Origin of the sequence: Rhizobium sp. P44RR-XXIV, from assembly GCF_001999485.2 — a bacterium.
GTDB lineage: Bacteria > Pseudomonadota > Alphaproteobacteria > Rhizobiales > Rhizobiaceae > Rhizobium.
The window spans coordinates 1,216,339-1,230,797 of sequence record NZ_MPVZ02000028.1 but is presented as its reverse complement, the minus strand read 5'-3'; the positions used below and the strand labels follow the sequence as shown (position 1 = coordinate 1,230,797).

Here is a 14,459-nt window from a genome sequence, read left to right as displayed (position 1 = left end):
GTGTTTTTCGTCCGCACCGCCGGCGAGCAGGATCTGGAAAAGGTCCGTGCTCTGTTGCGCGAAACCTGGCATGCGACCTACGACCATATTTATGGGGCCGACAAGGTCAGCGAATTGCATGCCTCCTGGCACTCGCTGGCGTCGCTGAGGGCACGGCTGACGAAAAAGAATGCCGAATTTCTTGTTGCCGACGATGGCAGGGCAATTGGCGGCATGGGCTATGCCGCCATGTCCACGGAAATGACCAAGACGGTCATGCTGCACATGCTCTATGTCGGCCCGCGCTATCAGCGGCAGGGTGTCGGCCGCGACATCTTCGCCGAGCTGGAAACCTGCTTTCCGGACGCAGAAATCATGCGGCTCGAAGTCGATCCGCAAAACGAACCGGCGATCGCCTTCTACAAGGCGCATGGTTTTGTCGAAGTTGGCCGCACTGACAATAACGGGCCGGGGCAATCGGGCATACCGACGCTGGTGTTTGAGAAGCCGTTGGTGAACAATTAGGGCGGCGAGCAAGATCTAAGATGGAAAATACCCGCCTTGTTATCCGCGAAGCGCTGGAATCCGATCTCCCTGCCTTGATAGCGCTTTTTGCCGCCGATGCGGTGGGCGGGCACGGCGATACCGCTGATCCTTCCGCCTATGACGACTACCTGCGAGCCTTTCGCGCTGTCGCCTCATCTTCGGACCAGACGCTCTATGCCGCCGAACTTGCCGGCGAGATCGTCGGCACCTTCCAGACGATCGTCGTCACTTCGTTGCATGCTCGGGGATCGTCCGCGATGATTATCGAGTCGGTCCAGACGCGTTCGGATATGCGCGGGCAGGGGATAGGTGCTGCGATGATCAATTTCTGCATCGACGAGGCAAAAAGCCGCGGCATGCGGCTGGTGCAGCTAACCTCGAATGCTCAGCGCAAGGATGCCCACCGTTTCTATGAGAGACTGGGCTTCAAGCCGAGTCATCTCGGTTTCAAGATGGCATTGAAATGACCGTGTTTCCTGCCGGAATCACTGGACAAGCCGATCTCGTGGCGGCATAAGCAAGCTATCGAATTCTGGTATCGCTCGCCCCTCAGCGGGTATCGAGGAAAAGACATGTGGAATTTCATCGTACAAACCTTCACCTGGTGGAATGGTCAGACAATGGGTACGCGGTTCGCGACCTGGCGTTTCGGCAAGCGCGTTGGCGAGGATGAATTCGGCAATGTCTATTACGAAGGCGGCATGTCCTCCTATGGTCTCCAGAAGCGCTGGGTAATCTACAAGGGTTACGCGGAAGCTTCGGCGATTCCTCCGGGCTGGCACGGCTGGATGCATCACCGCACCGACGTTCCCCCGACCAAGGAAAACTACGTCGCCAAGGAATGGCAGAAAGAGCACCGCGCCAACCAGACCGGCACTCCGCAAGCCTATCGTCCGCCGGGTTCGCTGGCCGTTGCCGGCGAGCGTCCGCGCGTGACGGGCGACTACGACGCCTGGACCCCGGGCAACTGAGCATAGCGAGCCGGCTCGTCCTTTGGCCACAATTGGCCGTTAGGCGCGAGATATGCCGGCTCTTGCTCGGCGCTTTGACCGAGACCAAGCGGAGAGTGGCGGATATGACGTTTTTCACGCGGAGCACTTCTTTGCGTGCGATATCGGGAGCGGCCCTTGCTCTCCTCGCCGGTATCCTGTCCGCTCCATCAGCAGAGGCGGCGCGCATTGCCAATCCTGTCGCCGTTTTTTCCGGCCTCGACAAGATCACCGGCCGCATCACCACCTTTGACGTCTACATCAACGAAACGGTGCAGTTCGGCGCGTTGCAGGTAACGCCGCGTGCCTGCTACTCGCGCGATGATACCGAGCAGCAGAAGGTGGATGGTTTCGTCGAGGTCGATGAGATCACGCTTGATCGCCGTATCCGCCGCATCTTCACCGGCTGGATGTTTGCCGACAGCCCGGGCCTCAACGCTGTGGAGCATCCGATCTACGACGTCTGGCTGAAAGAGTGCAAACAGAAGTCCGACGTGCCGGCGCCGGATACTGCCGGCGCGAAATAATCAATCCGCTGAGAATTCGTGGCCACGATGGTTAACCCGCAGGAGCATGGCTCCCGCGGGCATTTTGTTATTCAGCCTGCGGATTTGCGGCCGCTTCAGCGATCGCGTCACGATCCCCGTCATCGGATAGATCGATGACAATGCGCATGCCGGCCTTGATACGATGACGCAGGGCGTTGTCGCGCCCCGATGCACCTTCAGTTTGCCGTCCTCATGCAGGGTCTGAAGCCTCCGTCGTGAGATAGTAAACTCGGATGCTAGCAACCGGTCGAGGCGAAGGCTTGCGGCGCACTCGGCCGCAAGCTCGATCTCAAGCGTGGTCCAACCGTCCAGGCGCCGGATCATCTCTTTCCGAACAACGGCATCGGGCGACCAGTCGATACGCTGTGCGTATCGCTTCAGTCCATCGACATCGAACTCCTGAAGCCGCACCCAGTCCGGATCGCTGTTCTGCAAGGCGGCCAGTGTCGATTGACTTAGGTCACGCACGTTCCGCCGCTCGAAGAGCGTTCGGTTCCAGGTCTTGTCGCAATCGGTGCATTTGTAGATGAGCCAGGCATCAAGCTTTCTGCCATTGGCATTGAGCCTGATCCTGCCGCTCGATCGGAAGGGTTTCAAACATCCGCAACCGCTGCAGGCGATCCATGGTTGGGGCGCGGTCTGGGGAGAAATGGTCCATCGAACCCGAAGAATATTGCACATACCGTCTTGGTCTTCCGTCTGGAAGTTCACCAAGCTGGCGGCAGGACAAGCCCTTTACGGGCACGGTGTGGCGATGTTGCGGGGACGGCTGAAGAGCTGAGACAGCAATGGCTGCGCTAGGCGCGTTTTGACAATGCCAAACCGGTCTCAGGCCACCACCCGATGGACATGATCGTGCATAGGCAGCGCTGGGCTACCCATGCATAGGGTGAAACTGGATGAGACCGGTATTTACGACGGCAAAGCGGAACCTCTGTGCACCAACGCTCTTCGCGTTGAGCGATAGCAAATAACAACCGTAGTTTGAAGCCCCGAAAGCTTCAGGCCGGGATTGTCTCAGGCGTCGGTGTTTCTCTTGCGACGAAACATGCCGAGAACCTTGCGGCCAGCGGCAACCACACCCGCCAAGACGACGATCAATCCTTTCTTGAGGGCGAGAAGGGCGACGCCAAAACTCTTGAAGAAACCCAGAACGATGGCAAGGAAGCCGAGCTTTGCCGCAATCTTCACGCCGGCGCCCGCCGCGATCATCCCTGCCATGCTGTAGGCGGCGATCTTGTCGCCATTGACGAAATCGGCATAACGCTTGCCGCTGTCATACTGCACGGTGTTGATGACGCTTGGAATGGCGGTGTTGATTTCCTGCAACTGATCGAGCCCGGCAATGAAATCGAGTTCCGTCACGCCCTCGCGCCCGAGAACGCGGACGGAGTAGTTGAGCGTATGCTCCCCGTTCTGATCCTTGCCGAAGATCAGATCGCGCGCCCAGTGCAGGGCGTGCGTTGCCTTGTCGTAATGCGGCGGCTCCGCCCAGCCGACAAGCGTGATCGGATCATAGCCCTGCTGCTCGCGTTCCGGGTTTGCCTCTTTGATCGCGTCCTGAATCTGCTTCAGCACTTCATTATAGTCAGTTGATGCGGCATCATCGTCGGAGACGTGACCACTCTTATCATAGTCGATGACCGCACCCCATGAGTGCGGATCGGTCGGCGGATATTTTGCCGGAAAGATCATGCCGAGCGTGGTGCTGGCGGCACTCTCCGGATTGCCCCAGAGTTGCACCAGTACCTTCCTCGTATCGTCCGGATTGAGATAGTAGAACTGATCCGAAATGTTCAGCGTCGCATCTGCTGCTGAGAGCTTGATCGCGCCTTGCTGAAAGTTCAGCTGTTTCAGCACTGTGGCTGCAGGCCCTGTCGGAGGCTCGGCGCCGAACATGTCGTGGAAGGATTTGGCATCGGCCTGCGTTGCGGCTGCCAAAGCGGCGAGAACGGCGATTGCAAGATAATTTTTCAATGTACTACCCCCGGCTGTCGAGGCCAACTTAGGGCATTCTTGATTAGAATCAATTCATTGACGGAAAAATTCAGTCGTTTGCAAAACTTAAGTTGGGCGATTCCATCGCCTTCTCGAGCATCTTTGAGTAGTCGTCCTTCGGCACATCGATCGCGCCGAATGTCTTCAAATGCTCGGTGGTGAACTGGGTGTCGAGCAGGGTGAAGCCGCGTTGCCGCAAGCGCTCGACCAGATAGACAAGGCAGATCTTGGAAGCATCCGTGCGGCGGGAGAACATGCTCTCGCCGAAGAACGCCGAGCCGAGCGAGACACCGTAAAGGCCGCCGACCAGCTTGTCGCCCTCCCAGGCCTCGACAGAATGCGCATGGCCGATGTGGTGCAGTGTCATATAGAGGGAACGGATCGTCTGGTTGATCCAGGTGCTGGGCCGGCCGCTGGTCTGCTCGGCACAGGCTAGGATGACGCCGCCGAAGTCCGTGTTGAAGCGGATGTCGAAAGGCTGCTGGCGGATCGTCTTGGCAAGGCTTTTGGAGACATGAAAGCCATCGAGCGGCAAGACGCCGCGAACTTCCGGCTCGACCCAGAATATCTCCGGGTCGTCAGCCGATTCCGCCATGGGGAAGAGCCCGATGGAGTAGGTGCGCAGTAAAATCTCCGGGGTAACGCCGGGATGTCTGCTGCGCGTACCAGGCACGGCTTAGGCCGATGTCTTGGCCAGGTAGTCTTCCAGCCAGTGGATATCATAGTCGCCATTGGCGATATCCTGGTTGGAAACCAGATCCTGGAACAGCGGCAGGGTGGTCTTGATGCCGTCGACGACGAATTCGTCGAGCGCGCGGCGCAGGCGCATCATGCATTCGACGCGTGTGCGGCCATGCACGATCAGCTTGCCGATCAGGCTGTCGTAGTAGGGCGGGATCTTGTAGCCCTGATAAGCGCCCGAATCGATACGCACGCCAAGCCCACCCGGCGCATGGAAATGCGTGATGGTGCCGGGGGAGGGAACGAAGGTGCGCGCGTCTTCCGCATTGATGCGGCATTCGATGGCGTGGCCATGGAAATGCACTTCATCCTGCGTCACCGAAAGGCCGCCGCCGGAGGCGACGCGGATCTGTTCGTGCACGAGATCGATGCCGGTGATGGCTTCCGTGACCGGATGCTCGACCTGCAGGCGGGTGTTCATTTCGATGAAATAGAACTCGCCGTTCTCGTAGAGGAACTCGATCGTGCCGGCGCCGCGATACTTCAGCTTCTTCATGGCGTCGGCGCAGATCTGGCCGATTTTCATGCGCTGTTCGACGTTGAGCGCCGGAGAGTTGGCTTCTTCCCAGACCTTCTGGTGACGGCGCTGCAGCGAGCAGTCGCGTTCGCCCAGATGGACGGCATTGCCTTCGCCATCGCCGAACACCTGAACTTCAATGTGGCGCGGCTTGCCGAGGTATTTTTCCATGTAGACGGAATCATTGCCGAAGGCGGCGCTGGCTTCGGTGCGTGCCGTCGACCATGCTTCGACCAGGTCCGCTTCCGTGCGCGCCACCTTCATGCCGCGGCCGCCGCCGCCAGCCGTTGCCTTGATGAGCACGGGATAGCCGATCTCGCGCGCCGTCTTCAGCGCGTCGGCCTCGGTTTTCACTTCGCCGTCTGAACCGGGAACGACCGGGATGCCGAGCTGCAATGCAGTGGTCTTGGCGGTGATCTTGTCGCCCATGATGCGGATATGATCCGCCGTCGGGCCGATGAAGGTGATGCCATGCGCATCGAGAATATCGGCGAACTTGGCATTTTCCGAAAGGAAACCATAGCCGGGATGCACGGCGTCAGCGCCTGTGATCTCACAGGCGGCAACGATCTGGTGGATGTTGAGATAGCTTTCGCGAGACGGCGGCGGGCCGATGCAAACGCTCTCATCCGCAAGCCGTACATGCATCGCATCGGCGTCGGCGGTGGAATGCACCGCGACGCTGGCAATGCCGAGTTCCTTGCAGGCGCGCAGCACCCGCAGGGCGATCTCTCCGCGATTGGCTATGAGAATCTTCGAAATCATTGGCATGGGCTTACTCGATGACGACAAGAGGTTCGCCGTATTCGACCGGGCGTCCGTCCTGAACGACGATCTCGGTCACCGTGCCGGACTTGGGCGCAGGGATCTGGTTCATCGTCTTCATGGCTCGATCATCAGCAGCGTCTGGCCTTCCTTGACCACGGAGCCGACCTGGATGAAGGCGGCCGAGCCCGGTGCCGGCGCCAGGTAGGCGGTGCCGACCATGGGCGCGCTGACGAGGTTGTCGGGATTGCGCGTCTTGCCTGCAGGTGCGGCTGCGGCAGCCGGTGCAGCGGCGGCAGGAGCGGCAAACGCCGCAGGTGTCCCGACGGGCGCCTGAACATATTGCACGTTGCCGGCGCGGGACACGCGGATGCGCAGATCTTCCTGCTCGACTTCGATCTCGGTGAGATCCGTGTCATTGAGAATATTGGCGAGATCGCGGATCAGCGCCTGGTCGATACCCGATTTCTTTTCAGCCATTGGATTTCTTGCCCTGTATTTTTGTTATTGGGTGATGGATTTCAGCGCATGAAGCGCCAGGATGTAACTATAAGGTCCGAAACCGCAGATCATGCCCTTGGCAGCGGGCGCGATCATCGATTTGTGCCGGAATTCTTCGCGGGCGTGGATATTGGAGATATGCACCTCCACCACGGGAACCGAAATAGCGCGGATTGCATCATGCAGCGCGATCGACGTGTGACCGTAGGCGCCGGGATTGATCGCAACGCCGGCGGCAGTATCACCTGCCTCATGCATCCAGTCGACCAGCACGCCTTCGTGATTGCTTTGGCGGAAATCGATGGTGAAGCCCAGGCTTTCGCCGGCGGACTTACAGTCTGCCTCGATATCCTTCAGCGTCTTGCCGCCATAGATGCCCGGCTCGCGCTTGCCGAGAGCGTTCAAATTGGGTCCGTTGAGGACAAAAATAGTTTGCGCCATCAGTGGTTCCGTCTAAGTGCAGCGCAACCTATAGACTCCCGAGGCCTTATAGGAAAGCCCCGCAGCGAAGGTTGCGCGTCTCTAGATGTGGAAACGCCGCGATTTTGGCGATTTTGAGCCCCATCGAAATCGGTGCGGTTTCGATGAGGCCTCAAAAGCAGTACGCGACGCGGGGATACGGTTCTCAGCAGCTGGTCTTGCCGCAGCTGCGGACGTTGGCAATCTTCTGCTGAATGGCTTCGAGCCCGATCGCACCCGAAATCGTTTCATTGCCAATGACATAGGCCGGCGTACCCGTGACGTTCAGATCGGTCGCGAGCTGGTAGGTCGCCTTGATCATGTCGTTGTTCGGGCTCTTGGCCATTTCCGCGCGAATGGCCGCTTCGCTGACGCCGAGGGAGGTGGCAACCTCGATGGCACTATCTTCCGACGCACGGCCATCGCTTCCCAGAAGCGCATGGTGGAACTGGGCGTATTTTTCAGGTGCGAGCTTGCGGAAGGCATCGGAAACCCGCGATGCGGCGACCGAATCCGCCCCGAGGATCGGGAACTCCTTCAGGACGAAACGCACGTCCTTGTCCTGCTTCAGCAAGGTGTCCATATCCCCCAGCGCATGCCGGCAATAGGTGCAATTGTAATCGAAGAATTCGACTACCGTGATGCTGCCCTTTGGATTGCCGATGGCGACGTCATCCTTCGAGTTGAAGATAGCATCCTTGTTCTGGGCAATTAGCTGGGCCGACTGAGTGAGGCGGGCCTCGTCCTGCTTCTTCTCAAGTGCCGCCTGCGCATCCAGCAGGACTTCCGGATGTTCGACGAGGTATTCCTTGATGAACTCCCCGATTTCCTTCTTCTGCTGATCGTCCAGTGCGGCAGCGGGCTGGATTGCGGCGAAGGATGCTGTAAGGGCAATCGCCGAAACCGTCAGCAGGCTTTTGAAAGAAAAGGTCATTGGGTCCTCGTTTGGATCTATGCGGAGACTTCATTTTCAGATGCGGCATAGCACCGTCGGGTTAACATCCGCAAATATGCATGGGCAATTTACGGCGCATGCTTATTTCCAGAAACAGGAATTTTCGCGGCAAAGCCGCAATCGCAGGATTGTGAACGGCCGGATATTGCGGCAAATGTCGCATGGCAATCCGATCCGAGAGAGAATTGATCTTGTTTTCCCTATCCAAGCGTAGCGACGTCGAACCTTTCCATGCCATGGATGTGCTGGCCGAGGCGACGCTGCGGCGTCAGGCCGGGCATCCCGTCATCTCCATGGCAGTCGGCCAGCCGTCTCATCCAACGCCCCAGGCGGCGCTTGAAGCGGCGCGCGCAGCGCTTGGTCACGGCCGCATCGGCTATACGGATTCGCTCGGCACGCTGGCGCTGAGGCAGGCGCTCTCCGCTCACTACAAGACGCGTCACGGCCTGTCGGTCGACCCCAAGCGCATCGCAATCACCACAGGCTCGTCGGCGGGTTTCAATCTCGCCTTCCTCACCTTGTTCGATGCCGGCGATAGCGTCGCCATCGCCCGTCCGGGATACCCCGCCTATCGCAATATCCTAGCCGCATTGGGGCTCGATGTTGTAGAAGTTCCGGTGAGCGAGGAAACGCAATTCACCCTGACGCCGGAAAGCCTTGAGGCTGCGCAGATCGCCAGCGGCAAGCGGCTGAAGGGCGTGTTGCTCGCCAGCCCCGCCAATCCCACAGGGACGGTGACGGGCAGGGCGGCGCTGAAGGCACTCGCCGATTATTGCGCGGATCGTTCCATAGCCTTCATCTCCGACGAGATCTATCACGGGCTCACCTTTGTCGGCGAAGAGACAAGCGCCCTGGAGCTGACCGACGAAGCGATCATCATCAACTCCTTTTCGAAATATTACTGCATGACCGGCTGGCGCATCGGCTGGATGGTGTTGCCGGAGCGACTGGTGCGCCCCATCGAACGTGTCGCCCAAAGCCTCTACATCTCTGCGCCGGAACTTTCCCAGATCGCCGCCGAAGCAGCCCTTGGCGCGGGGGAGGAGCTGGACAGCTATCGCGACAGCTATGGTCGCAACCGCGATTTCCTGATGCGTCGCCTGCCGGAGATCGGCTTTCGAATTGCCTCGCCAATGGATGGCGCTTTCTACGCCTATGCCGATGTCAGCCGCTTCACCAATGACAGCATGGCCTTCGCCCGCAAGATGCTGGCGGAAATCAATGTTGCCGCCACGCCGGGTCTTGATTTCGACCCGCTCGAAGGGCATCGCGCCATACGCTTCTCCTATGCCGGCTCGAATGCCGAGATCGAGGAAGCGACCGAACGCATGGCGGCTTGGCTGAAATAGAATCCGCGATCAAAGACTTGTGGCGGCTTTTGAAGATCCGCTGGTAAGAACTTGAATCAAACTGCGAGGTAATGGGCTTACCTCTTTGGGCCATAGGCCGACCACACTCTTCAGGATGGGGTGTGGCGGGTATTGTCGCCGAGCTTGGAAGATTAGCGCCGCTCTTATTGTTCTTCAAAACAGAAAAACCGGCCGTGTCGCCACGGCCGGTTTTTATTTATTCGTTCCGAACAACAATGTTCAGAAGAAACCGCGGCGCTGCCACCAGCCGGCCTTCTTCGGCTTGGTCGGATCGCTGTCGCCATCGCCGCCCTCATTGGTGCGGGTGGATTTGACCACCGGCTCGGAGGACGAGACGTTGGACTCGCGGTTGGCGCGCGCGGCTTGGCTTGTTCCTCGACAGCGGCCGGTTCCGCGGCGCTATCAAGGGCTTCGGTGATCTCGGCAACCGTCTCGGTTTCGATGTCGGCCGCAGGAGCTTCCTCCACGATCGGTGTCTCGACAGGCGATGCTTCGACGGCTTTGGGCTTGCGGCGGCTGCGGCCCTTCGCAGGCTTCACATCCTCGGTAACGCTGGCGGCCGTCTCGACGGCTGCCATGGCCGGCTGAGCTTCGACAGCAGCTTCGGCTTCGGAGACGGCGATTTCAGCGACCGTTACAGTCGTTTCGTTCTCGTCATCACCCTTGGCTTCAAGCGCTTCGGCCGAGCCGGATTCGCCATTTGCACCCTGTTCGCCACCCTCGTTTTCACGGTTGCGGCGACCGCCGCGCTTGCCGCGACGACGGCGCTTGCGCTTCTGCTGTGCATCGTCATCATCGGAGGATGCGGCGGCGTCAGCATTGACGTCATCTTCATCCTCGTCACCTTCTTCTCCGTCCTCGGCAGCATCGCTCGCGGAGGTATCGTCGGAGCCGGAGGCAGTTTGGGTGTCATTGCCGCGTCCGCGACGGCGGCGACGACGCTTGCGCTTGCGGCCATTCTCATTGCTTTCGGAGCGGGCCGCCGGCTGCTGTTCGGTCGCTGCAGCCTTTTCTTCCAGCTCTTCGTCTTCTTCCTCGTCGGCCTCGATGACGATATCGTCGTCATCGTCCTCGGGAATTGCGGCGAAGTTGAACAGGCTTTCGATCTTGACCGGATTGGCCACCGGCTCGCCGCGGTCGATCGCGAAGTGCTGCGTGCCAACGGAATTATCGGCACCGATGATGATGGCGACGCCGAAGCGGGTTTCGTAATCGACGATCGTCTGGCGCTTGTGGTTCAGCAGGTACAGCGCAATGTCCGGCGTCGTGCGCACGGTGATGTCGTGCGTCGTGTTCTTGAGGAGATATTCCTCGATGCCGCGCAGGACGTGCAGCGCGACGGACGACTGCGAGCGCACATGGCCGGTTCCGCCGCAATGCGAGCAGATCTGCGTGGTGCTTTCGAGAACCGATGCGCGGATGCGCTGGCGCGACATTTCCAGCAAGCCGAAATGCGAGATGCGGCCGACCTGGATGCGGGCGCGATCGTTCTTCAGGCATTCCTTCAGCTTCTTCTCGACGGCGCGATTGTTGCGCTTTTCTTCCATGTCGATGAAGTCGATGACGATCAGGCCGGCAAGGTCGCGCAGGCGAAGCTGGCGGGCCACTTCATCGGCGGCTTCAAGGTTCGTCTGGAGCGCGGTGTCCTCGATCGAATGCTCGCGGGTCGAGCGGCCGGAGTTCACGTCGATCGAAACCAGCGCTTCCGTCTGGTTCATGATCAGGTAGCCGCCGGATTTCAGCGTCACCTGTGGCTGCAGCATGCGGTCGAGCTGCGCTTCGATGCCGGAGCGCGAGAAGATCGGATGGATGTCGCGATAGGGCTGAACCACCTTGGCGTGGCTCGGCATCAGCATCTTCATGAAGTCTTTCGCTTCACGATAGCCTTCCTCGCCGGAGACGATGACTTCGCCGATGTCCTTGTTGTAGAGGTCGCGGATCGAGCGCTTGATCAGGCTGCCTTCTTCATAGACGAGGCAGGGAGCGGTCGACGCCAGCGTCAGCGTGCGGACGTTTTCCCACAGGCGCATCAGATATTCAAAGTCGCGCTTGACCTCGACCTTGGTGCGGTTGGCACCGGCGGTGCGCAAGATTACGCCCATGCCCTGCGGCACTTCGAGCAGCTTGGCGATTTCCTTCAGGCGCTTGCGGTCCTGCGGATTGGTGATCTTGCGGGAAATGCCGCCGCCGCGCGCTGTGTTCGGCATCAGAACCGAGTAGCGGCCTGCGAGCGAGAGATAGGTCGTCAGCGCCGCACCCTTGTTGCCGCGCTCTTCCTTGGCCACCTGCACCAGCAGGATCTGCCGGCGCTTGATGACTTCCTGAATACGATACTGCTTGCGCGGCTTGCGCTGCACGCGGTCCGGAACCTCTTCCATCGCGTCTTCGGCGCCGACCGACTCGATCACTTCCTCTTCATGGTCGTGATCATCGTCGTCGTCGTCATGGCGACGCTTGGAAAGGTCGACATCTTCGGAAATCGAATCGGTTTCGACCATCGCGGCCATCTCGCCGGAAGGACCTTCCTCCTCGTCGCCGGGTGCGTCGACCTTGGCCTCGGCAGGGGGCGCTTCTTCGGCGGCGACTACCTTCTTGCGGCTGCGGCGCGGCTTCGCTGCCTTCTTGGCCGGAGCCTCATCGACGGGAGCGGCTGCTTCTGGGGCAGGCGCCTCTTCTGCGATCGCCGCAGACACGGCAGCCTCTTCGCTCTCCTTGGCATGGATGCCGATATCCGGCTGTTCCTGCTGCGAAAGATCGAGCGCGGTTTCCACATGCTCGACATCGTCGTCGCGGCGATGTTCCTCGGCTTCGGCTCTCAGCAGCGCCTGCCGGTCGGCGAGGGGGATTTGATAATAGTCGGGGTGAATTTCCGCAAAGGCCAGAAAGCCATGCCGATTGCCGCCGTAATCAACGAAAGCGGCCTGCAGCGAGGGTTCGACCCTGGTTACTTTTGCGAGATAGATGTTGCCGCGTATCTGCTTCTTGTGCTGGGACTCGAAGTCAAATTCTTCTATGCGGTTCCCGCGAACGACAACGACGCGCGTCTCTTCCTCGTGAGACGCATCGATAAGCATTTTGTCTGCCATGAAAGCTGTGCTCCTCGGCGCCGGCAACCGGAAGGGAGCCTGCCTGTCACATGGACAAGCCGGATATGTTCCACCGTTGCTGCACCGGATAATGAAAGTCGCGATTGGTTATTCGGCGGTGACAGCATCCAGACGGCAACCGGGGCGTTACTTCCCTGGGGTCTGTTGACTTTGTGAAAAAGCTGCTGCGGTAACATCCGTAACCAAGCGAGATCGACTATGCCTTAGACCCACAAGCGGGGTCCGATGAATGTGCTCTCTAAAGAGCGTTTGGTGACTCTCCACCGATGAATTTCCCGTCTGAAACCGGAAATCCAGATATCCACTATTTCGAATAGAAGCACTGCAGACGTCGGATGAATGCCGCTTATGGCGCCTGGTACTCGAGGCGGCTGCCGTTGCGACGACTCTATCCCGTCAACACTTCTACCCTAATGTGCGTTGTATGTTTTATCTGTCACAATAGCAAGGGAAAAGCCAAGTATGCCATAATATTGATGGATTCGTCGGATGATGAGAGCACAGGAGAGCGTCTGTCGATTCTCTTCGAAGCACATCGTCAGATGGCATCCATCACGTAACCTGGTTCCCGTTATTGGGGCTTCAAAAACAACGTCGGAACCGATATGGGGCGCGTTGGATAATTGTTAAAGGGATTGCGGCATGTGGCGGAGATCGGTGTGAAGGCTTTGCGACTTGCGACGGCGGCCTTTACCCTTGTGGCGCTGGCGATGTTTGCGCCACTCGCGCCTTCGATGGCTGCCGACGGCTCCCTGCTCGCCTACGGTGCCCGCATAGCAGGTGACGATGCCCGCACGCGCATCGTCATAGACATGGATCGCGAGCGACCTTCACCGTGCATTATCTCGACAATCCGGTCCGCGTCGTGGTCGATCTTCCGGCAACGGCTTTCGGCTTTCCGGCCGCCGATCTCAAGCCGACCGGTCTCTTCAAGGATATTCGCTACGGTACGATGGACGCCGATAGCGCCCGCATCGTGCTGACGGCGAAGAAGCCCGTGAAGCTGGTCATGGCCAAGGCGCAGGCTGACGAGAACGGCAAGGGACATCGTCTCGTGCTCGATGCCGAAATGCTGCCGGCGGACCAATTTGCGGAATTAGTCAAGCAACAGAGCTGGACGAGCGACGATACGGCCAAGGATGTCGGTCCAGTCGAGCCAGCGCAGAAGGCCGACCCGAACACGTTCCTCGTGGCCGTCGACGCCGGGCATGGCGGTATCGACGCTGGCGCGACCGGCACGGATGGCGTGACGCAGGAAAAGGACATCACGCTGGCCTTCGCCAAGATGTTTGCCGACAAGCTGAATGCTCAACCGGGCATCAAGGCCTTCCTGACTCGCGACAAGGACCAGTATCTGTCGCTTTCGGAGCGCGTGACGATCGCCCGGCAGAACAGAGCCTCGCTCTTTATTTCCTTGCATGCCGATACGCTCAAGCAGAAGGATATTCGCGGCGCGACGGTCTATACGATCTCCGACAAGGCGTCCGACCGGCTTGCCGGCGAAGTGGCCGATCGCGAAAACAATTCCGATCAGATCGCGGGTACCGAGACCAAGACGCAGCCGGCTGCCGTTACCGACATTCTGATGGATCTTACCCGTCGCGAGACGCAGGCCTTCTCCATTTCGTTGGCACAGGACGTGTTGTCCTCGTTTACCGGCCAGATCTCCATGATCAATAATCCGCATCGCCACGCAGGCTTCCAGGTCCTGACGGCGCCGGATGTGCCCTCGATCTTGCTCGAGCTGGGTTTCCTCTCCAACAAGGAGGATGAAAAGCTTCTGCTCAACGAGGATTGGCGCCAGAAGGTCGCCGACCGGCTGACGGAGGCCGTCAAGCAGTATCGGGTATCGATCATCGCAAACGGCGGTTAAGGAGCTTCAAGCCAAGCGTCAGCCGTGGCTTCCATGTAACAGCGGTGAACTTTAGAATTGGATGAAATTGGGAATAGAGGAGGCAAGCCCTATTTTGCTCACATTCCCGCC

General features: G+C 59.3%; 12 protein-coding genes and 3 pseudogenes. 7 read left to right on the top strand and 8 right to left on the bottom strand.

Going from position 1 to position 14,459, the window contains the following annotated elements:
- From BSK43_RS23220 to BSK43_RS23205, 4 genes are all read left to right on the top strand, one after another.
- Positions 1–504, top strand: a complete 504-nt coding sequence (locus tag BSK43_RS23220; protein ID WP_077472760.1) for a GNAT family N-acetyltransferase — start codon at positions 1–3, stop codon at positions 502–504.
- 20 nt (positions 505–524) lie between these two features.
- Positions 525–992 (top strand): GNAT family N-acetyltransferase, encoded by a 468-nt coding sequence (locus tag BSK43_RS23215; RefSeq protein ID WP_077472759.1) that lies wholly within the window; start codon positions 525–527, stop codon positions 990–992.
- A gap of 105 nt (positions 993–1,097) precedes the next feature.
- Complete coding sequence (locus BSK43_RS23210; protein ID WP_068386003.1) at positions 1,098–1,496, top strand: NADH:ubiquinone oxidoreductase subunit NDUFA12; 399 nt, start codon at positions 1,098–1,100, stop codon at positions 1,494–1,496.
- A gap of 104 nt (positions 1,497–1,600) precedes the next feature.
- The gene (locus BSK43_RS23205) at positions 1,601–2,041 is read left to right on the top strand and encodes a DUF2155 domain-containing protein (protein WP_077472758.1); all 441 of its coding nucleotides are present in this window, start codon (positions 1,601–1,603) and stop codon (positions 2,039–2,041) included.
- Here the strand turns inward: BSK43_RS23205 and BSK43_RS23200 are convergent, their stop codons facing one another.
- On the bottom strand, positions 2,042–2,659 hold the full coding sequence (locus BSK43_RS23200; protein ID WP_246662655.1) for a DUF1062 domain-containing protein: 618 nt from the start codon (positions 2,657–2,659) through the stop codon (positions 2,042–2,044).
- Here BSK43_RS23200 and BSK43_RS35790 point away from each other — a divergent pair.
- On the top strand, positions 2,589–2,843 hold the full coding sequence (locus tag BSK43_RS35790) for a hypothetical protein (protein WP_246662695.1): 255 nt from the start codon (positions 2,589–2,591) through the stop codon (positions 2,841–2,843). The two genes, BSK43_RS23200 and BSK43_RS35790, sit on opposite strands and share 71 nt — an antisense overlap.
- 236 nt (positions 2,844–3,079) lie before the next feature.
- Here the strand turns inward: BSK43_RS35790 and BSK43_RS23195 are convergent, their stop codons facing one another.
- The 6 genes and pseudogenes from BSK43_RS23195 to BSK43_RS23170 form a co-directional block, all read right to left on the bottom strand.
- Positions 3,080–4,039 (bottom strand): DUF2167 domain-containing protein, encoded by a 960-nt coding sequence (locus BSK43_RS23195; protein ID WP_077472757.1) that lies wholly within the window; start codon positions 4,037–4,039, stop codon positions 3,080–3,082.
- A 70-nt stretch (positions 4,040–4,109) separates the two neighbouring features.
- On the bottom strand, positions 4,110–4,733 hold the full coding sequence (aat, locus tag BSK43_RS23190) for a leucyl/phenylalanyl-tRNA--protein transferase (RefSeq protein WP_077472756.1): 624 nt from the start codon (positions 4,731–4,733) through the stop codon (positions 4,110–4,112).
- A gap of 3 nt (positions 4,734–4,736) precedes the next feature.
- On the bottom strand, positions 4,737–6,089 hold the full coding sequence (gene accC, locus BSK43_RS23185) for an acetyl-CoA carboxylase biotin carboxylase subunit (protein WP_205910648.1): 1,353 nt from the start codon (positions 6,087–6,089) through the stop codon (positions 4,737–4,739).
- A gap of 4 nt (positions 6,090–6,093) precedes the next feature.
- Positions 6,094–6,563 (bottom strand): annotated as a pseudogene (gene accB, locus BSK43_RS23180) (acetyl-CoA carboxylase biotin carboxyl carrier protein).
- Positions 6,564–6,587: 24 nt separating this feature from the next.
- On the bottom strand, positions 6,588–7,025 hold the full coding sequence (gene aroQ, locus BSK43_RS23175; protein WP_077472753.1) for a type II 3-dehydroquinate dehydratase: 438 nt from the start codon (positions 7,023–7,025) through the stop codon (positions 6,588–6,590).
- A 184-nt stretch (positions 7,026–7,209) separates the two neighbouring features.
- Positions 7,210–7,977, bottom strand: coding sequence for a DsbA family protein (locus tag BSK43_RS23170; protein ID WP_077472752.1), 768 nt, complete (start codon positions 7,975–7,977; stop codon positions 7,210–7,212).
- Positions 7,978–8,189: 212 nt separating this feature from the next.
- On the opposite strand from BSK43_RS23170, the gene BSK43_RS23165 reads away from it, so the two are divergent.
- The gene (locus BSK43_RS23165) at positions 8,190–9,347 is read left to right on the top strand and encodes an aminotransferase class I/II-fold pyridoxal phosphate-dependent enzyme (protein WP_077472787.1); all 1,158 of its coding nucleotides are present in this window, start codon (positions 8,190–8,192) and stop codon (positions 9,345–9,347) included.
- Between the two features lie 240 nt (positions 9,348–9,587).
- Here the strand turns inward: BSK43_RS23165 and BSK43_RS23160 are convergent.
- Positions 9,588–12,454, bottom strand: a pseudogene (locus BSK43_RS23160) (Rne/Rng family ribonuclease).
- 731 nt (positions 12,455–13,185) lie between these two features.
- Here BSK43_RS23160 and BSK43_RS23155 point away from each other — a divergent pair.
- A pseudogene (locus BSK43_RS23155) lies at positions 13,186–14,348 on the top strand (N-acetylmuramoyl-L-alanine amidase).
- Positions 14,349–14,459 lie beyond the last annotated feature (111 nt).